Annotated in this window: 17 protein-coding genes; 14 read left to right on the forward strand and 3 right to left on the reverse strand. The window is 71.4% G+C overall.

Going from position 1 to position 18,097, the window contains the following annotated elements; all coding sequences use genetic code 11:
• Nucleotides 1-76: 76 nt before the first annotated feature.
• Nucleotides 77-1,246: a serine hydrolase domain-containing protein gene (locus ACH4T9_RS00710; protein ID WP_396669120.1), complete on the reverse strand. Its 1,170-nt coding sequence runs from the start codon at nucleotides 1,244-1,246 to the stop codon at nucleotides 77-79.
• A gap of 109 nt (nucleotides 1,247-1,355) precedes the next feature.
• Between ACH4T9_RS00710 and ACH4T9_RS00715 the strand changes: the two genes are divergently transcribed.
• From ACH4T9_RS00715 to ACH4T9_RS00780, 14 genes are all read left to right on the forward strand, one after another.
• Complete coding sequence (locus ACH4T9_RS00715) at nucleotides 1,356-1,832, forward strand: hypothetical protein (protein ID WP_396669121.1); 477 nt, start codon at nucleotides 1,356-1,358, stop codon at nucleotides 1,830-1,832.
• A gap of 181 nt (nucleotides 1,833-2,013) precedes the next feature.
• Nucleotides 2,014-3,012 carry an ABC transporter substrate-binding protein gene (locus ACH4T9_RS00720; RefSeq protein WP_396669122.1) on the forward strand — a complete coding sequence of 333 codons (999 nt, stop codon included), beginning with the start codon at nucleotides 2,014-2,016 and terminating at the stop codon, nucleotides 3,010-3,012.
• A gap of 61 nt (nucleotides 3,013-3,073) precedes the next feature.
• Nucleotides 3,074-3,841: an ABC transporter ATP-binding protein gene (locus ACH4T9_RS00725; RefSeq protein WP_387021421.1), complete on the forward strand. Its 768-nt coding sequence runs from the start codon at nucleotides 3,074-3,076 to the stop codon at nucleotides 3,839-3,841.
• A complete protein-coding gene (locus ACH4T9_RS00730; RefSeq protein ID WP_396669123.1) occupies nucleotides 3,838-4,638 on the forward strand; it encodes an ABC transporter permease in 801 nt (266 codons plus the stop codon). The genes ACH4T9_RS00725 and ACH4T9_RS00730 overlap by 4 nt, the downstream gene beginning before the upstream one ends.
• Nucleotides 4,635-5,714: an Ldh family oxidoreductase gene (locus ACH4T9_RS00735; protein ID WP_396669124.1), complete on the forward strand. Its 1,080-nt coding sequence runs from the start codon at nucleotides 4,635-4,637 to the stop codon at nucleotides 5,712-5,714. Before ACH4T9_RS00730 ends, ACH4T9_RS00735 begins: the two co-directional genes overlap by 4 nt.
• 32 nt (nucleotides 5,715-5,746) lie before the next feature.
• Nucleotides 5,747-6,481 carry an SDR family NAD(P)-dependent oxidoreductase gene (locus ACH4T9_RS00740; RefSeq protein WP_396669125.1) on the forward strand — a complete coding sequence of 245 codons (735 nt, stop codon included), beginning with the start codon at nucleotides 5,747-5,749 and terminating at the stop codon, nucleotides 6,479-6,481.
• Nucleotides 6,478-8,082, forward strand: a complete 1,605-nt coding sequence (locus ACH4T9_RS00745) for an FAD-dependent monooxygenase (protein ID WP_396669126.1) — start codon at nucleotides 6,478-6,480, stop codon at nucleotides 8,080-8,082. The genes ACH4T9_RS00740 and ACH4T9_RS00745 overlap by 4 nt, the downstream gene beginning before the upstream one ends.
• Before the next feature lie 29 nt (nucleotides 8,083-8,111).
• Nucleotides 8,112-8,483: a hypothetical protein gene (locus ACH4T9_RS00750; protein ID WP_161689239.1), complete on the forward strand. Its 372-nt coding sequence runs from the start codon at nucleotides 8,112-8,114 to the stop codon at nucleotides 8,481-8,483.
• On the forward strand, nucleotides 8,480-9,016 hold the full coding sequence (locus ACH4T9_RS00755) for a cupin domain-containing protein (RefSeq protein WP_396669127.1): 537 nt from the start codon (nucleotides 8,480-8,482) through the stop codon (nucleotides 9,014-9,016). The genes ACH4T9_RS00750 and ACH4T9_RS00755 overlap by 4 nt, the downstream gene beginning before the upstream one ends.
• 27 nt (nucleotides 9,017-9,043) lie before the next feature.
• Nucleotides 9,044-9,454: a RidA family protein gene (locus ACH4T9_RS00760; RefSeq protein WP_396669128.1), complete on the forward strand. Its 411-nt coding sequence runs from the start codon at nucleotides 9,044-9,046 to the stop codon at nucleotides 9,452-9,454.
• Nucleotides 9,454-10,335 carry a fumarylacetoacetate hydrolase family protein gene (locus ACH4T9_RS00765; RefSeq protein ID WP_396669129.1) on the forward strand — a complete coding sequence of 294 codons (882 nt, stop codon included), beginning with the start codon at nucleotides 9,454-9,456 and terminating at the stop codon, nucleotides 10,333-10,335. Before ACH4T9_RS00760 ends, ACH4T9_RS00765 begins: the two co-directional genes overlap by 1 nt.
• A gap of 200 nt (nucleotides 10,336-10,535) precedes the next feature.
• Nucleotides 10,536-11,306, forward strand: a complete 771-nt coding sequence (locus ACH4T9_RS00770) for a GntR family transcriptional regulator (protein ID WP_396669130.1) — start codon at nucleotides 10,536-10,538, stop codon at nucleotides 11,304-11,306.
• Between the two features lie 38 nt (nucleotides 11,307-11,344).
• Entirely contained in the window at nucleotides 11,345-12,301 is a 957-nt protein-coding gene (locus tag ACH4T9_RS00775; protein WP_396669131.1) for an amidohydrolase family protein, read from the forward strand.
• A 129-nt stretch (nucleotides 12,302-12,430) separates the two neighbouring features.
• Entirely contained in the window at nucleotides 12,431-13,198 is a 768-nt protein-coding gene (locus ACH4T9_RS00780) for an ABC transporter ATP-binding protein (protein WP_396669132.1), read from the forward strand.
• Nucleotides 13,199-13,202: 4 nt separating this feature from the next.
• Here the strand turns inward: ACH4T9_RS00780 and ACH4T9_RS00785 are convergent, their stop codons facing one another.
• A complete protein-coding gene (locus ACH4T9_RS00785) occupies nucleotides 13,203-14,456 on the reverse strand; it encodes a S8 family serine peptidase (protein WP_396669133.1) in 1,254 nt (417 codons plus the stop codon).
• Between the two features lie 310 nt (nucleotides 14,457-14,766).
• Nucleotides 14,767-18,084: a hypothetical protein gene (locus ACH4T9_RS00790; RefSeq protein ID WP_396669134.1), complete on the reverse strand. Its 3,318-nt coding sequence runs from the start codon at nucleotides 18,082-18,084 to the stop codon at nucleotides 14,767-14,769.
• Nucleotides 18,085-18,097: the final 13 nt, after the last annotated feature.

Below are 18,097 nucleotides of genomic sequence, written 5' to 3' on the forward strand. Positions count from 1 at the left end.
CCGGCCGGAGCCGGGCTTTCGGCGTCCACGCGGATCGGGGCGGCCGGTGGTCAGGGTCCGGCGTGGACGGCGGGGGTCAGGCAGGTTGGCGGGACACGACCGCCCGGACTGCCTCGATCAGGCCGGTCGTTCGGGGGTCCGGGGTCATCGTGACGCGCAGGCCGTTCATCACGTACCCGAAGGCGATGCCGCTGGCCGGATCGGCGTAGCCGAGCGAGCCGCCGTGGCCGGGGAAGCCGAAGGCGGTGGGTGACCACCAGGGCTGGTCCGGCAGGGGTAGACCGAAGCCGAGCGCAGGCCGGGTCGGAACCATCAGCACCCGGTCGACACCGCTGGCCTGTTCGGCGGTGGCGGTGGCGAGGGTGGCCGCGTCGAGGATCCGGAACCCGTCGACCTCGCCGATCAGGCCGGCGTAGAAACGGGCCAGTGACGACGCCGTGCAGATGCCGTTGACCGAGGGGATCTCGGCCGTCCAGGTCTCCGGGTCGGAGAGGTCGAGCGGCGGGTCGGTTACCGCGGCCGACCGGACCACCAGCGAGGTCGGATCGGTGTACCGGGCGAGCACCTCCCGCAGCGCCTCGGGTGTCGCAGTGCCGGGCTGCTCCACCGGCTGCTCGACGAGCCGGCTGACCCGGTACGCCTCCGATGCGGGCAGGCCGACCCAGAGGTCCAGGCCGAGCGGCTTGCCGATCTCGTCCGCGAAGTACGTGCCCAGGCTGCGGCCGGAGACCCGGCGTACCACCTCGCCGACCAGCCAGCCGAAGGTCAGCGAGTGGTAGCCGTGCGCCGTGCCCGGCTCCCAGACGGGTGCCTGGGCGGCCAGCGCCGCGACCATCGGCTCCCAGGTCAGTGCCTGCGCCCGGGGGATCGGGCGGTCGAGTACGGGCAGTCCCGCCTGGTGGGACAGCAGCCAGCGGACCGGGATGCCGCCCTTGCCGGCCGCCGCGAACTCCGGCCAGTACTCGGCGACCGGGGCTGCCAGGTCGAGCTGCCCCCGCTGGGCCAGCAGGTGGGCACAGGCGGCGGGCACACTCTTGGTGGTCGAGTAGACCACCTGGAGGGTGTCCTCCCGCCAGGCGCGGCCGGTGGTGGGATCGGCGACCCCGCCCCACAGTCGGACCACCTCCCGGCCGTGCCGGTAGACGCTGAGGGCCGCGCCGATCTCGGACCGCGTCTCGAAGTTCGCCAGGAACGCCTCCCGGACCGGCTCGTAACCCCGGACCACCGTGCCGCTGACCACGGACATGCGTTCTCCTCTCGGAGCGTCGGGCCCGGGCGAGGACCAGCCCGGGCAGCTGCGTCAAGATATCCTGACATCACCAGTCAGGAAACCCTGACGCACATATGCTTGCGGGATGGCGGAGGCAACGGTTCCAGGGCACGCGAACCTCATCGGGTTCCGCTTGCCGGACGGGACGCTGAGCACCGACGCCGCAGCGCCGGTCGGCACCGTCGGCTACCGGGCCCGGTGCGGTTGCGGTTGGGTCGGCGCCAGCGACTATCCGGCCGCCGAGGAGGGGCGCTGGATGGCCACCTCCGAGTGGGGCGGACACATCAGGCCGATCCTGGCCGCCACTCCGCCCGGCTGGTTGCTGGGCCGCTCCGACACCCTGCGGGACAACGTGGCCGAACTGGCCACCGCCTGGCCGTTGCAGGCGCTCGGCATCCTCGCCGAGGTGGAACGCTGGCAACGGCCGCTGATCGAACGTGCCGTGCTGGCGGCCCGGGAGGCCGGGCTCTCCTGGGCCGAGATCGGCCACGCGCTCGGCATCAGCCGGCAGTCGGCGCACGAGCGGTTCCGCAACGCCGCAGCGTCCAAGCCACCCGCCTGACGGGCCACCCTGGGACGCCGCGGGCCGGTCGCCGCGGGGCGTCCGGGGGCCGCCGCTCGGGCCGGTAGCTCGCTCCTCCGCAGGCCGGGCGGGGTGGCGGGCTGGGCAGCGTTATCGAAACTGGGTCTTGACGGTTCGAGAAGTTTGACATTTGATAAATCCCGTCCACGCAGGAGGTCACATGTCAGGTCGTAACCGTCTCGTCGCGGCAGTCGCCGCGGCGGCTCTCGCACTCACCGTCTCCGGCTGTGGTGGTTCGGAGAAGACCGATTCCCCCGATGCCGCCTCCGTCACCTACCTGACCTCCTTCGGGACGTTCGGTCGGGACTCGTACGCCTACGTCGCCCTGGAGAAGGGCTACTTCAAGGAGGCCGGGCTCAACGTCACCATCAAGCCCGGCACCGGCACCGTCGACGTCATGAAGCTGATCGGGTCGGGGCAGGCCGACTACGGCACCGGCGACCTCTCCGGGGTCATCACCACGATGGCCAACGAGAAGATGCCGGTGCGCGCGGTGGCCGCCATCCACCAGAGGTCGATGGCCGGCATCGCCTCGCTGGACAAGGCGATCGACTCGCCGGAGAAGCTGCCCGGATCCAGCATCGCGGACAGCTCCGGCTCCACCAACATGATCATTTTCCCGGCGTACGCCAAGGCGGCCGGCATCGACCCCAAGTCGGTGAAGTTCGTCCCGTCCTCGCCGCAGTCGCTGCCGCAGCTGCTCGCCGCCGGCTCGGTGGACGCGATCGGCCAGTTCGCCGCCGGTAAGCCGCTGCTGGAGAAGGCGGCCGGCGGCAAGACCGTCACCATGCTGCCGTACGCGGACAAGCTGCCCGACCTGTACGGCAACGGCCTGCTGGTCTCCGCCACGAAGCTGGACAGCGACCGCGCACAGGTCGAGAAGTTCACGGCGGCGCTGGTCAAGGGTCTGGTCTACGCGGTGGAACACCCCGAGGAAGCCGCCCAGCTGCTCAAGAAGCACGACCGGACGGCGGACGAGAAGGTCGCCGCCGCCGAACTCACCGAGATGCGGCCGTACGTCCTGGTCGACGGCGGGCAGGCCGGGAAGCTCGACCGGGCACGGGTGGAGGCGATGATCAAGCTGCTCTCCGGCACCGGCACCCTCAAGTCGACGCCGAGCGCCGACGACCTCGGCGTCTACGACATCGCAAAGCCGTAACTTCCTCTTCGACGGCGGTGCGCGCGGTCCGTTTGCCGCGCGCACCGCGAGGGGCGAGACCATGATCGGAATTCGTAACGTTTCGCAGATCTTCCGCACCAGGGCCGGTGACGTGGAGGCCCTGCGCGATGTGTCGCTGGAGGTCGCCGACGGCGAGTTCGTGGCGATCGTCGGGCGGTCCGGCTGCGGCAAGTCCACCCTGCTGCGGCTGGTGGCGGGCCTCCAATCGGCCACCTCGGGCGAGATAACCGTCGCCGGCACCCCGATCAACGGGCCCCGGCGGGACGTCGGCTTCATGTTCCAGCGCCCGGCGCTGCTGCCGTGGCGGTCGGTCGTCGACAACGTGCTGCTGCCGACCCAGGTGTTCAAACTGGACCGGCGGGACGCCCGGACCCGCGCGCACGAACTGCTCGACCTGGTCGGGCTGAACGGCTTCGAGAAGCGCCTGCCGCACGAGCTCTCCGGCGGCATGCAGCAGCGGGTCTCGCTGTGCCGGGCCCTCATCCAGCAGCCCCGGGTGCTGCTGATGGACGAGCCGTTCTCCGCGCTCGACGCGCTCACCCGCGCCGACCTCACGGTGGAACTCCAGCGCCTCCAGATGAAACACGCCTCGACCGTGCTGTTCGTGACGCACTCGGTCGACGAGGCGGTGCTGCTCGCCGACCGGGTCGTCGTGCTCAGCCCGCGACCGGGCCGGCTGCGGCAGATCGTGGACATCGACATCGCCCGTCCCCGTTCGCTGGGACACGACGGTCACTCGGCCGAACTCGGCGAACTGCGCGCCCGCCTGCACGACCTGCTCATGACCCCCGAGGAGGTGGCACGGTGACGGTCACCGAGTCCCGCCGTACCCGCCCCGACAAGCCACGCTCGGACGCCCGCTGGCTCCAGCACCTTCCGCCCGTGCTCGGCGTCGTGGCCGCCGTCGCCCTGTGGTGGGCGATCACGGTCGTCTTCGAGGTGGAGAGCTTCATCCTGCCGTCCCCGGTGCAGGTGGGACAGGCCATGGTCGAGCAGGCCGGCTACCTGTGGGACAACACCCTGGTCACCCTCGCCGAGACGCTGCTGGGCTTCGCACTGGCAATCGCGGTCGGGGTGCCGCTGGCGCTGATCGTCACCGCCTCGCGGATGCTGGAGCGGACCGTCTACCCGCTGCTGCTGATGCTCAACGCCGTACCGAAGGTGGCCGTCGCGCCGCTGCTGGTGGTGTGGATGGGCTTCGGCCAGTTCCCCAAGGTCTTCCTGGTCTTCCTGGTCTGCTTCTTCCCGATCGTCATCTCCACCGCCGCCGGGCTCAGCTCCACCCCGGCCGACCTGGTCGAGCTGGGCCGGTCGCTGAAGGCCAACTGGTGGCAGACGTTCCGCATGATCCGGATGCCGGCCGCCATTCCGCAGCTCTTCGTCGGGCTCAAGCTCGCCATCACCCTCGCCGTCATCGGCGCGGTGATCGCCGAGTTCGTCGGTGCCACCGAAGGGCTGGGTTACGCGATCGTCGCCTCCGGCGCGAGCGCCGACACCGCGTTGGCCTTCGCCGCGATGATTCTGCTCGGGGTGATGAGTGTCGTGCTGTTCTACCTGCTCGCCGCAGTCGAGCGGTTCTTCGTGCCGTGGGCGGACCGGCCATGAGCGCGCCGGACTTCCAGCCGACGATCCCGGTCCGGTGGCTCACCGACGCGGTCGCCTCGGTCTTCGGCGCCCTGGGCTTCTCCGAGCAGGCGGCCGGCCTGGTCGCCGGGTCCCTGGTGGACGCCGACATGCGCGGGATCGGCTCGCACGGGGTGATGCTGCTGCCGATGTACGTCGACCGGATCAGGGCCGGCTCGGTCAGCCGGGCCGAGCGGGCCGAGGTGGTTCGGGACAAGGGCGCCATCGCGGTGCTCGACGCCGGCCACGCGTTGGGGCAGCTCACCGGTGACCAGGCGATGCGGCTGGCGGTGGCGAAGGCCCAGGCGTACGGCGTCGGCGTGGTCACCGTCCGCCGGGCGTTCCACTTCGGTGGGGCGTTCCGTTACGTGGACTTCGCCGCGCGCAACGGCTGCGTCGGCATCGCGGCGGCCAACACCCGCCCGCTGATGCCCGCCCCGGGCGGCGCCTCGGCGGTGGTCGGCAACAACCCGCTCGCGGTGGGCGTACCCCGCGCCGGCGGCAAGCCGGTGATCCTCGACGTGGCGCTGTCCGAGGCCGCGCTCGGCAAGGTCCGGCTGGCCGCCGGCGAGGGCCGCGAGATCCCCGCGAGCTGGGCGACCGACGCGCAGGGGCGGCCCACCACCGACCCTGCCGCCGCGCTCAAGGGGCTCCTGCTGCCGTCCGGTGCCCACAAGGGATACGGCCTCGCCCTCATGGTCGACGTGCTCACCGGGGTGCTGTCCGGCGGGGCGTACGGCCGGGCGGTCCAGGGCCTCTACGCCGACGTGTCGGTGCCCAACGACTGCGCGCACTTCTTCCTCGCCCTGGACGCCGAGGCGTTCGCCGAGGACGCGGAGGAGATCGCCCGCCGGGTGGACGACCTGGCCGGCCAGGTGCTCGGCTCCGCGCTGGCACCCGGCGTGGAACAGGTCCACCTGCCAGGCGACATCGAAGCCGGCCGGTACGACCGGGCGCTGCGCGAGGGCGTGGCGCTCCAGCCGTCGGTCTTCGCCGGGCTGGTGGAGGTCGCCGCCGGGCTGGGCGTGCCGCTCACCGCGCCGGGCAGCGCCGGCTGAGCCGGTCCGGTCCGAGGAAGGAGAAGGAAGTCATGCAGGCCAGTTTCGATGCCACCGGCGAGGTGCTCGTGGTCACCGGCGGCGCCAACGGGATCGGCGCCGCCCTCGCCCACGCGTACGCCGACGCGGGCGGCACGGCCGTGGTGTTCGACGTGGCACCCGGCCAGCCGCACCCCGGCGGGCGGGTGCAGGAGCACCGGGTGGACGTGTCCGACCGGGACGCGGTGCACGCCGCCGTGGGCCGGGTGCTCGCCGAGCACGGCCGGATCGACGCCCTGGTGGCCGGCGCGGCGGTGCAGCCCCGGTGCGACGTGGTCGACATGGACCCCGAGCAGTGGCGGCGCACGCTCGCGGTGAACCTCGACGGGGTGGTCTGGTGCGCGCAGGCGGTCCTGCCGGACATGATCGCCCGCCGCTCGGGCACGATCCTGGTCTTCGCCTCGGGCCTGGCCACCGCCGGCCGGGCACAGGCGTCGGCCTACGCGGCGAGCAAGGGGGCGCTCATCGCCTTCGCCAAGTCGCTCGCCGCCGAGGTCGCCGAGCACCGGATCCGGGTGAACACCGTCTTCCCCGGCGTGGTGGACACTTTGCAGTTCCAGCAGGCCAACCCGACCGGCGGGGAACGGGAGCACTGGCAGCGGGCCACCGGCATCGGCACGCCGGCCGATGTGGCCGGCCCGCTGATGTTCCTGCTCTCGCCGGCCGCGACGATGACCGGATCCACCCTTACCCGTGACCGGGCGTACCCGAGGAGCGAGGCGAAATGAGCGACACGACCGAGCAGTTGCCGGTGGGCATCGTCGGTGCCGGGCCGGTCGGCCTGGTCACCGCGTTGGGCCTGGCCCACTACGGCGTACCGGTGGTCGTCTTCGAGGAGGACGAGCGGCTGTCGCTGGACACCAAGGCCGGCACCGTCCTCACCCGCACCCTGGAGGTGCTGCACCGGTACGGCGCCCTGGACGACGTGCTGGCCGGGTCGCTGCGCATCGACGAGATCGGCGAGCTGGACCGGGCCACCAACACCCAGACGCTCAGCGTCCGGACCGGCGACCTGACCGAGGACACCCGGTTCCCGTTCATCATCAACATCCCGCAGCACGAGCTGGAGCCGATCCTGCGGCAGCGGCTGGACGCCACCGCCCCCGGCGCGCTGCACATGGGGCACCGGCTGCTCGACTTCGTCCAGCATCCGGACCGGGTGGACCTGCGGCTGCGTACCGCCGAGGGGGAGCGGACCGTGCCCGTGCGGTACCTGCTGGCCTGCGACGGCGGCCGGTCCGTCGTCCGGGAGCAGATCGGCGCGTCGGTCGAGGGCGAGACGTACCAGGAGCGGTACATGCTGGTCGACCTGAAGGTCGACCTGGACGTGGAGAACCCCCGCGACTACCCCTACCTGGCCTACTTCGGTGATCCGAAGGAGTGGATGATCCTGGTCCGCCAGCCGCACTGCTGGCGCTTCCTCTACCCGCTGCCGGCCGGGCAGGCCGAGCCGAGCCGGGAGGAACTGGTCGACAAGGCACGCCGGTTCATCGGGGACACCAAGACCCTGGAGATCGTCGGCACCAACGTCTACAACGTCCACCAGCGGGTGGCCGACCGGTGGCAGGACGGGCGGGTCTTCCTGCTCGGCGATGCCGCGCACCTGATCACGCCGATGTGGGCGCTGGGCCTGAACACCGGCGTCCTGGACGCCTCCAACCTGCCCTGGCGGATGGCCTGGGTGCTGCGTGGCTGGGCCGAGGAGAGCCTGCTCGACGGTTACCAGGTCGAGCAGGAGCCGGTCGCCACCAAGGGCTCCGCGTCGATGGCCGCGGCGGCGCGGGCCTACATGGCCCGGCGGGCGGACGACCCGGGGGTGATGACCGCCGGCAACTGGGGCAACGCGTTCACCCGGGCGATGCTCGGGGTACGCCTCGACGTGGACGGCACGGGCGACTGGTCGATGGTCGCCGCCGGCGACGAGCCGTTGCCGGTGCTGGCCGGGGCGCGCAGCCCCGACCTGCCACTGTTCGGCCAGTCCGGCACGGTGCACCTGCACGACCTCGCGGCCGATGCCTTCGTGGCGCTGTACTTCACCGACCCCCGCCGGGGGCCGGCGTTGCCGCCGCAGGACTCGCCCGCGCTGCGGCACCACGTGGTGAGCCGGTGGGACGCGCCGCACGACTCCGGGCTACGGGACCGGGCGCTGTTCGACCCGGGCGACCGGGTGCGACGCCGGTTCGGGGTCGCCGACGACACCCTGGTGCTGGTCCGCCCGGACGGGCACGTCGCGGCGATCGTCCCATTCGACCCGGCCACCGGCGTCGACACGGCCGCCCAGCTCTACACCCGGATCACCGGCTGCCCACCGCCCCGTGACCCGGCCTGACCACCCCATCGTCTGCGAAAGGGATGACAATGAGTAACTACGGTCACGCGACCGCCCCGGACGGAAGCCAGGTCGAGCTGGGCGCCGTCGGCCAACGGGTGGTCTTCGAGAACGACCAGGTGCGGGTCTGGGAGATCAGCCTGGAGCCCGGTGAGCAGCAGCCCTGGCACCACCACCTCAACCCGTACCTGGTGATCGCGCTGGCGGCCGCCGACAACCGGATCGACGCGCTGGCCGGCGGCGACCCGCGGCTGGTGCACGAGGCCGTCGGCGGGGTGGTCTACCGCGCGCCGGGCGAGGTCCACATGCTCACCAACCACGGCACGACCCGCTACCACAGCCGGCTCGTCGAGCTGAAGTGCCTCGGGGAGAACCTCGTGGCCGGTCAGGGCGACCAGTGAGCGACCTGCCCCCGCTCGTGCCGGCCCCGCCGGTGCCGGCCGGCGTCGACCCGCAGGAGTGGGCCAACAACCTCTCCGAGCCGTCGAACTACGGCGGGGAGGCGGCCGACCGGTCGCGGGAGGAGCTGGTGCCCGCCCCGGGCGGCGTGGTGCTGGCCCGGTTCCGCGAGATCCTGCTCCAGACCGACGAGCTGGACTGGGCGGACAAGACGCTCGCCGGCCTCTCGCACAAGGCGCTGTGGCGCGACGACGAGACCGAGGCGTCCATCTCGCTGATCCGGTTCCGCAAGGGGTCCGGCATCCCGCTGCGCCACTCGCACGCGTCCAACCAGTTCATGTTCTGCCTCAGCGGCCGGTACACCTACGTGCCCACCGGGCTGACCCTCACCTCGGGCTCCTTCTACTGGAACCCGAAGGGCAGCCTGCACGGGCCGACGCTCGCCGAAGAGGAGAGCATCCTGCTGGAGATCTACGACGGGCCGCACTACCCGACCCAGCCGCGGTGGTACACCGATCCGGCGGACGCCCGCTAGCCCCACCCTCGGAAAGAGAGGATGACCATGCCCAAGCAGCAGATCGTTTCCCCCGAGCTGGCCGTCCCGAACGGTCACTTCGCCCAGGCCACCCAGATCAGGGCGCGGGGCCGGATGGTGTTCGTGTCCGGCATGACCGCCCGCAACCGCTCCGGCGGGGTCACCGGCGTCGGTGACGTCTCCGCCCAGACGCACCAGGTCTGCCAGAACCTGCGCGCCGCGATGACGGCCGCCGGCGGGTCGCTGGAGGACATCGTGCGGGTGGACGTCTACGTCCGCAACATGGAGGACTTCAACGCCATCCACGAGGTGCGCCGGCAGTACTTCACCGGTGAGCCGCCGGCCTCGACGATGGTGGAGGTCTCCAAGTTCGTGAACAAGGACTACCTCATCGAGATCAACGCGATCGCCGTGATCGACGACGGGCAGGACGCCTGATGAGGCTCGCCAGCGTGCTCACCGAGGGCGGCCGGCGGATCGGGGTGGTGCACGGCGACACCGTCGCCGTGCTCCCCGCCGAGCTGGGCGGGCTCGACGAGGCGATCCGGGGCGGCGCGGACGCGTTGGACGCGGTTCGCGCCGCCGCGCGGCAGGTCGCGGCGGTGCCGCTGGCCGAGGTCCGGCTCGACGCGCCACTGCGCCGGTTCAACCGGGACATCCTCTGCACCGGCTGGAACTACTGGGACCACTTCGAGGAGTCGCGCGGCAAGCGGGAGGGGCAGGACCCCGCGGAGCCCCCCAAGCACCCGACCTTCTTCACCAAGGGCCCGGACACGGTCGTCGGCCCGTACGACGACATCGCCTACGACCCGCGGATCTCCGCCAAGTGGGACTACGAGGCGGAGGTGGCGCTGGTCATCGGCGCGGACTGCCGTTCGGTGGGCGAGGCGGACGCGATGTCGTACGTGGCGGCGTTCTGCGTCGCCAACGACGTGTCGCAGCGCGACCTGCAACGCGCGCACGGCGGTCAGTGGCTCAAGGGCAAGAGCATCGACGCCACCATGCCGCTCGGGCCGTGGCTGACCACCGTCGACGAGGTGCCGGATCCGGCTGACCTGCGCATCCGGTGCGAGGTGAACGGCGTGGTGCTCCAGGACGCGTCGACCGCGCAGATGGCTTTCCCATTCGCCCGGATCATCGCCGAACTGAGCTGGGGGATGACCCTGCGGGCCGGCGACGTGGTGCTCACCGGAACGCCGAGCGGCATCGGGAACGCCCGCGATCCGCAGGTGTTCCTGAACGACGGCGACCTGGTGGTGACCCGGGTGGAAGGGCTCGGTGAGCTGCGAAACCGAGTACGGCTCACGAAGCTGCACTGATCCCTGGCGGGTGCGGGACGGGGCAACGTGGCACCGCCCCGCACCATTCCACGGCGGCGAAATTGGTACCATTTCCAAAGCGCGCCGGTGCGTTTGTGGGAGCACCCGAAACACCCATGAACCAGGATCATGTCCCGCATGTTCCCGAAGACGACGGGACGCGGACGGCATCCACCAGCGGCTTTACCCGGAGGCACACCGTGGCAGCAACGCATCGTAGAACCGTCCTGGGTGACGCCGGCGATGACGGTCGGGTCGGTGCCGGTGGAGCCGACGGGCAGCACCGCACCCTCGCCGACTCGGCGACCGCGGTCCTGCACGAGGCGATCCTCACCGGTCGGCTGCCGGCCGGTACCCCGCTGCGGCTCAACGAGATGGCCGACCTGCTCGGCATGAGCATGAGCCCGGTCCGGGAGTCGATCCGGCGGTTGGCAGCGATCGGCCTGGTCGAGGTGGTCCAGCACAAGGGCGCCTGGGTCATGCCGCTGACCGTCGAGGACGCGGTCGACACCCACGAGGCCCGGATCGCCATGGAGACGGCGCTGATCGAGCGGGCGGCGACCCGGTTCACCGCCGCGGACGCCCGGCGCGCCGAGGCGGCACTCGACGAGCACGTCGCCGCGTCCGAGCGCGGCGACGCCACGGCTGCCCGCCGGGCGCACACCGAGTTCCACTTCACCATCTACCGGGCTGCCGGTTCGCGCTGGCTGCTGCGCGGCCTGGAGCCGGTCTGGGAAAACAGCGAGCGGTACCGGTTCGCCACGGTCACCCCGACCGGGCAGAACGAGGAGCGGGTCCGGGAGCACCGGGCCATCCTCGACGCGTGTGTGGCGGGGGACGTGACGGCGGCGGTGGCCGCCGTGCAGGTCCACATCCAGCACGCGGCCGACCGGGTGATCGGCAAGATGAACATCGACGCCGCGGAGGTGCCCGCGGCCCGGGAGCCGGTGCGCGCGCGTACCGGCAGATGACCACCGGCCCCACCGCACCCAACCGTTAAGGAAGCCCAGTGTCCGGCATCGACATGCACGCCCACCTCGCCCCCGACCTGCGCCCCGCCGACCTTCCCGGGGTCGCGGTCGACGGTGACGGCGCGGCCCTTCTCGACGGCAAGCGGGTCGGCCCGACCGACCTGTACCACCCGGACCGGCTCGAAGACCACCTGGACCGGGCCGGGCTGGACGAGGCGATCGTCAGCGTGCCTCCGCCCTTCTACCGCCAGCGGTTGTCGGGGCCGGAGGCGGCGGCGTGGGTCCGCGCGGTCAACGACGGCCTGCTCGCCGTGGTCGCCGACCGGCCCCGCCTCACCCCGCTGGCGTACCTGCCGTTCGAACACCCCGAGGTGGCGCTCGCCGAGTACGACCGGATCGCCGCCGACGACCGCTGGGCCGGGGTGGTCGGCGCCGCCGGTGGCGGCGCCGGACCGCTGGACGGCCCGGCGCTGCGCCCGCTGTGGCAGCGTCTCGACGCGGACCGGCGCACCCTGCAACTGCACCCCGCGCACTCGGCGGATCCCCGCCTGGAGCCCTACTACCTGGCCAACCTGCTGGGAAACCCGGTCGAGACGACGGTGGCGGTGGCCCAGCTCGTCTTCGGTGGGGTGCTCGGCGGGCACCCGGGGATCCGGTTCGTGCTGGTGCACTGCGGCGGTTGCGTGCCGACGGTGGTCGGGCGCTGGGAGCGCGGGCACACCACCACCCGGCCGGGCGTACCGGTGCTGTCACCCACCCCGGCCGAGGCGGTGCGCACCCTCTACGTCGACAACCTGGCCCACGACCCGGCGGTGGTCGACCTGGCGGTGTCGGTCTTCGGCGCGGACCGGCTGGTGCTCGGCAGCGACTGGCCGTTCCCGATGGGCACCGCCGACCCGGCCGCCACGGTGACCCACCGGGGCGGGGACTACGCCCAGCAGGTGGCCACCGACAACGCGGCGCGGGCCCTGGGACGGGCGCCCGCTGGTCCGTGACCGCGGTACCCCGGGTCCTGCTCGTTGCCTTCAGCCTGGTGATCATGCTGGTCGCGCCGAAGGGTGTGATCGGATACGCCGACAGGTGGAGGCGGCGCGCGCTGGCGCTGCCAGGGAGCAGGTGTACGGGTGGATGAGACGAAGCTGCTGGTCGGTCGCGGCCTGACCAAGCGGTACGGCGGGGTGACCGCGTTGGCGGACGTGTCGTTCGAGCTGGGGGCCGGGGAGGTCCTCGGGCTGGTCGGGCCGAACTCCGCCGGCAAGACGACGCTGGTGGACCTGATCTCCGGTGCGCAGGCGGCCACCGCCGGTGAGCTGCTGCTGCGTGGGCAGCGGCTCACCGGACCGGCCTCCCGCCGGGCCCGGGCCGGGCTCGGCCGCACCTTCCAGCACCCGCAACTGGCGCTGCACCTGACCGTCCGGGACAACCTGCTGCTCGGTCGGCAGGCGCAACGGCACAGCACGCCGTGGCGGACGATCGCCGGCGCGTTCACCGGTGCGGTGCGGCCGGACCGGGCGGCCGACCGCGAGGGCGTCCGCCAGTTGGCGCATGAACTGGGCATCGAGGGCCTCGATCGCCGGACGGGCGACCTGACCCTGGGCGAGCAACGGCTCGTCGAGGTCGGTCGGGCACTGGGTCGGGACCCGGTGGTGCTGCTGCTCGACGAGCCCTTCGCCGGCTCCGACGCACAGGGCGTGGCCGGTATCGCCGGGGTGATCCGGAAAGCCAAGCGGCGGGGCCACGCGGTGATCCTGGTCGACCACGACATGGACCTGGTCGCCCGACTGGTCGACCGGGTGCTGCTGCTCGACCGGGGTCGGGTCGCCTTCGACGGCGATCCCCGGGAATGCCTGGCGAGCCCGCAGATGCAGCAGGCCTACTTCGGCTCGCGATGACGGATCAGAACGTCGGAGACAGGTAGAGGAGCCGGTTGGGCGAACCGGCGCCCGGGTTGCCCACCGCTACGTTGGCGACGCCGAACAGGTAGCTCGCCACCTGGGCCGGCGTCCACGTCGGGTAGTTGGTGAGTACCCGGGCCGCCGCCCCGGCCACGTGCGGTGCGGCGTGTGAGGTGCCGGCCAACGTCTGTACCGCCGAGGGCGAGCCGATCCAGGCGGACTTGATGCCCACGCCGGGGGCGAAGATGTCCACGCAGGAGCCGTAGTTGGAGAAGCTGGCCCGGCTGTCGTTCGACTGCGTCGCGGCCACGGTCAGCACGGTCGGCGCCGACGCGGGTGAGAAGTTGCAGGCGTTGGCGTTCGAGTTGCCGGCGGGGACCGTCACGGTGATGCCGTCGGCGACGGCGGCGGCCACCGCGTTGTTGAGCGCGGCGCTGGGGGTGGACTGGACCCCGACGTTCGCGACGGCGGGCTGCCCTGCCAGGTGGTCGCCGATCATCCAGTTGATGCCGCTGATCAGGATCGACAGGGTGCTGGGCAGGGCGCAGTCGAACACCTTGACCGCGACCAGCACGACGTTCTTGGCCACCCCGTGCGTCGTCCCGCCGACGGTGCCGGCGGTATGGGTGCCATGCCCGCTGCAGTCGTCCGCCGGCAACATGCCGTCGACCGTGTCAACGCCGTAGATCGCCTGACCGCCGAAGTCCTGGTGCCCGATGTAGATCCCGGAGTCGACGATGTACGCCTTGACTCCGGTGCCCTGGCTGACGTAGCTGTAGGTGCCGCTGAGCCCCAGCGGTGCGTCGATCCGGTCCAGGTTCCAGGGCGCGTTCAGTTGCGTGGTGGCCAACGTGGTCAACCGGTCCTGCTCCACGTGGGCGACCGCCGGGTCGGCGGCCAGCCGGCGGGCGACCGCCTCCGACGCCCGCATGGAGAAGCCGTTCAGGGCGTCGGCCCAGACCTGGTCCGGGTACACGCCGTACCGGCCGGCCAGGCCGCTGACCACGCTGGAAGCCGTGGACCGGCCGCCGACCGCGCTCTCCTTGAGCGTCACGATGTAGCTGCCGGGAACCGCCGTCGCACTGCCGACGCCCAGGATCTCGCCGATCGCACCTGGCGTCGGCTCCGCAGCGGGTGCCGAGGACGCCGGACCGGCGAGCATGGTGGCGGCCAGGGTGGTGGTGGTGAGGACGGCCATGGCGGCCAGCCCGGGTCGACGGGTGCGGGTGAAGATCGTCCTGTGGCGGAGTCTCATCTTTGCGCCATCCCTCTGCTCCGGCCGTTCCATCGCGCTCGTGACGCCGATGGAATGGTCTGGTCGGTTTTCGGGATCGTACTGCGAGGTTGACCTGATGGCGATTGGTGGAAATGCATCTATCGATTGATGGAGGTCTTTTTGTCGTGGGTTGATAATTATTGTTTCCGTGTGTATCAAGATCTGACGACGACAGCCGGCCCGGCCGTGGCGGCCCGACCTGGAGCGCGTCGACGGTACGGGGCCGCAGACCGATCTGCTGTGGGGGCAGGAGCCCTTCCCGAAGCAGATCGGTCTGCGGCCGATCGACTCAGCTGACGGTCACGGGGACGGTCTTCGGCGGCTGTTGCAGCTGACCGTAGTTGTCGGTTCCCCTGACCGAGACGGTGTAGGCACCCGCCGGGATCACCGGTGACGTGTACGCGAAGTTCGACCCCGGGGATCCCGGGCTGGTGAGGAAGACCGAGATCCACGGGAAGTTGCCCGGGACGGACGGCGTGCTGAACACGCCGGAGGCGTTCATCCCCTGGCCGGCGCCGTTGACGATCTGGACGTCCACCCGAAGCATCCCGACATCGTCCACGGCACGTCCGGTGACCACGATCCTCGAGTCCGTGTAGACCTCGCCGTCCTGCGGGGTGAGGCTCGGCTCCAGCCGTGGGTCGAGATCGCCCGGATACACGAGGTACCGAGCGGTGGCGCCGGAGGTCGAACCGTCCTGCTGGCCCGCCGTGTCGACGGCCCACGCCTCGACGCTGTACTCGCCCTTGGTCGGCAGGTCGATCGACAGGGCGAACGTGGTGCTCGTCGCGCCGGGCGAGGCGAGGGTGGCGTTCACCGTGGCGAAGTTCGCCGCCATGGTGCCGTTCGGCTGCACGTACCGGCCGGTGTCGAGGTCGCGCAGCGCCACCCGCACGCTCTGCACGCCGTTGTTGTCGGTCGCGCTGCCGGCCAGGTTGAGGTGCAACTGGTCGACATTCTGGTCGACGCCGGTGAAGTTCAACAGGCCGTTCGGGAAGGCGTCACCGGGCACCTGGGCGGTGACGGTGAGCCGGCCCAGGTTGGCGGTCGCCGTGCTCAGGCCCAGGTTGTCGGTGGCCCGCACCCGGAAGTCGTACACGCCGGGCGTGAGCGGCACGGTGGTGTAGGACCAGTTGTACGACGGGGCGTTCAGGTTGATCGGTGAGACCCGGTGGTACGCCGCGATCGAGTCGGCGCCCCACGTGCCGTCGGCCGCCAACGCCTCGCGCGTGGTGTTGTTGCGCAGGTAGATCTCGACCGACTTCAGGGTGCCGTCGTCGCTGGCGGTCCCCGAGAACGTGATCGAGCCGCCCGGCGCGACGGTGACCGGCGCGGCGGCGGTGGGCGGCGTCATCGGCGTGGGGGTGCTGACGGCCACCGACGGCGCGACGCCGGTCGCCGAGATGATCCAGTCCCGGGTGTCGCCGCGCAGGTCACCCTGACCGGCGTTGTCGATGGCGGTGGCCGTCATCTTCCACTCGCCCTCGGTGGGGAGGGCCACCTCGACCTGCCAGGTGGTCGACAACGCGCCGATGACGTCCGGCTCGCCCCGGAAGGTGTTGTAGACCGGTGCGGCCGTCCCGTCGTCCTGAAGGTACTGGTTGTCCGACCTGCGGAACGAGTACGTCATCGCGCTGACGCCCTTGTCGTCGCTGGCGGTGCCGGTCGCGACGAAGCTCTGGGCGGCGACCAGGCCGGCGGGCGGCGAGGTGATCTTCGTGGTCGGCGGCAGGTCGTCGAAGCTGAAGGTCTCGATCTTCTTGACGGCCTTCGAGGCATCGCTCTGGCCGTTGTTACCGAACGTCTTCGCCTGGACCTGGTATTCGCCGACGGGCAGCGACACGGTGAGGGACCACGAGGTCGAGGCGGTGTTCACCGCTGCGACTGTCGCGTTGATGCTGTTGGCGGCGCCCCACGTCGTGAGGTCGTCCTGCAGGTACTTCTTGGAACCCCGGTTCTGGATCTCGATCCCGACCTTGGTGACGCCGGCCGGAGCGGTCGCCTGCCCGCCGAGCGCGAACGGCGCGTTGGCCTGCTTGACCGTCCCCTCGATGGGGGTGACGATCGTCGTGTCGACCGGCGAGGGCGCGGGTGCCTGGGTGAGGTCGAAGAACCCGACCCGCCCCGCCGGCAGGCCGCCCTTGGTGTTGCCGTCGCCACCGACGAAGAGGCCGCGCGGGGTGGCCAGCATCGCCTTCTCCCCCTCGTACGAGCTGGAACCCGGGTTCCACTCGATCGCCGTGCCCGTGGCCGGGTCGAGCGCGCCGAGGTGGTCACGGCGGACCACCTGGTCGCCGAGACCGTAGCCGCTCAGGCCCTGGCCCGTGCCGTACCCGACGTTGTCCAGGCCGGGCCACGGGACGTTGGAGGTCGGCGATTCCTGCCAACTGAAGTGGCCGCCGACGTACACGGCCGTCTCGGTGATGGCGACCGAGTAGATGCTGTCGAAGTGACGCGACACCCAGATCGGCGCGACGTGGTCGGCGCCGGTCACCGGGAACGCGATCGCCGTGTCGTTGATCGGCGGGCGGTCGCCTCCCGAACCGCTGGTGACGACGAAGTAGGAGTCGTCCGGCGCGACGTCACCGGCGAAGACCCGCTGGATGCCGCCGACGAAGGAGAGGTTGTCCTCCCACAGGCGGGTGCGCCACGGCAGGAGGGCCTTGGTGGCGGTGTCGACGAGACCGACGCCGTAGCGGTCCTGGCCGGCGATCTGGCGACCGGTGTGCACGACCAGCAGCCTGCTGCCGTTGTGCGTCAGCTTGAGCTGCTGCACGGTGAGCATGCCGCCGACGCCGATGCCGCCGGACAGGGGCAGGTTGAATCCGCTGTCGACCGCCCCCGTCGTCGGGTTGAGCGCGACCAGCCCGGTGCGGTTCACGCTGTTCACCTTCGTGAACTGGCCGCCCACGTACACCGCGGTGCTGCTCACGGCCAGAGCGGTCGCGCGCCCGTTCCCCTGCGCGGTGAACGCCGCGATCGGAGCGCCGGTGACCGGGTCGAGCCGTACGATCTTGCGCTTCGTCAGGCCACCGACCGTGTTGAACGAGCCGGCGACATAGAGCGACGAGCCGTCCGGCGAGGCCTCGACGGCCTCGACGGATCCGTCGAACGTCGGCTGGAAGCCGGTGTCGACCAGGCCCGTGTCGATGTTGTAGGAAGCCAGCGACGGCTGCGCCACCGGCGTCCCCCCGACGTTGGCGATCGCGGTGAAGGAGCCGGCGATGAAGACCCGGTTGCCGATCACCTCGATGTCGGTGATCTCGCCGTCGGTGATCCGCGGTACGTCATTGCGCGGCGTGCTGGGAACCAGCCCGGTGTGTCCCGGCACCGACAGTGCCGCGGCCGTGCGGACGGCCGTGCGCGTCGCATCGCCGCCGATCGTTCTCGTGGCGGCGCGAGCGCTGGCGCTCGCGACCTCGTCGGCGGCACTGCCCTGCACAGTGCCCGCGGCCGCCGGTTGGCCTGTCAACAGCACAGCCCCGGCGACCAGACCCGCGATGGCGCGGCTCCGAACGTGCATCGAGACAACCCCCTGTAAAACGCCTGAATCGCGTCGCCGGGTCGATTCCCGGCGACGTCCATCCCCTGGCGTGCCGGAAGTCACCGTAGGAGGTCAC

It is taken from the genome of Micromonospora sp. NPDC020750 (genome assembly GCF_044334565.1).
Lineage (GTDB): Bacteria > Actinomycetota > Actinomycetes > Mycobacteriales > Micromonosporaceae > Micromonospora.

Bases quoted from the DNA above. Each gene is read 5' to 3' on its own strand.
- ACH4T9_RS00720 (WP_396669122.1), top strand. From the start codon at position 2,014: ATGTCAGGTCGTAACCGTCTCGTCGCGGCAGTCGCCGCGGCGGCTCTC.
- ACH4T9_RS00735 (WP_396669124.1), top strand. From the start codon at position 4,635: ATGAGCGCGCCGGACTTCCAGCCGACGATCCCGGTCCGGTGGCTCACC.
- ACH4T9_RS00760 (WP_396669128.1), top strand. From the start codon at position 9,044: ATGCCCAAGCAGCAGATCGTTTCCCCCGAGCTGGCCGTCCCGAACGGT.
- ACH4T9_RS00715 (WP_396669121.1), top strand. From the start codon at position 1,356: ATGGCGGAGGCAACGGTTCCAGGGCACGCGAACCTCATCGGGTTCCGC.
- ACH4T9_RS00710 (WP_396669120.1), bottom strand. From the start codon at position 1,246: ATGTCCGTGGTCAGCGGCACGGTGGTCCGGGGTTACGAGCCGGTCCGG.
- ACH4T9_RS00740 (WP_396669125.1), top strand. From the start codon at position 5,747: ATGCAGGCCAGTTTCGATGCCACCGGCGAGGTGCTCGTGGTCACCGGC.
- ACH4T9_RS00765 (WP_396669129.1), top strand. From the start codon at position 9,454: ATGAGGCTCGCCAGCGTGCTCACCGAGGGCGGCCGGCGGATCGGGGTG.
- ACH4T9_RS00750 (WP_161689239.1), top strand. From the start codon at position 8,112: ATGAGTAACTACGGTCACGCGACCGCCCCGGACGGAAGCCAGGTCGAG.
- ACH4T9_RS00745 (WP_396669126.1), top strand. From the start codon at position 6,478: ATGAGCGACACGACCGAGCAGTTGCCGGTGGGCATCGTCGGTGCCGGG.
- ACH4T9_RS00725 (WP_387021421.1), top strand. From the start codon at position 3,074: ATGATCGGAATTCGTAACGTTTCGCAGATCTTCCGCACCAGGGCCGGT.
- ACH4T9_RS00785 (WP_396669133.1), bottom strand. From the start codon at position 14,456: ATGAGACTCCGCCACAGGACGATCTTCACCCGCACCCGTCGACCCGGG.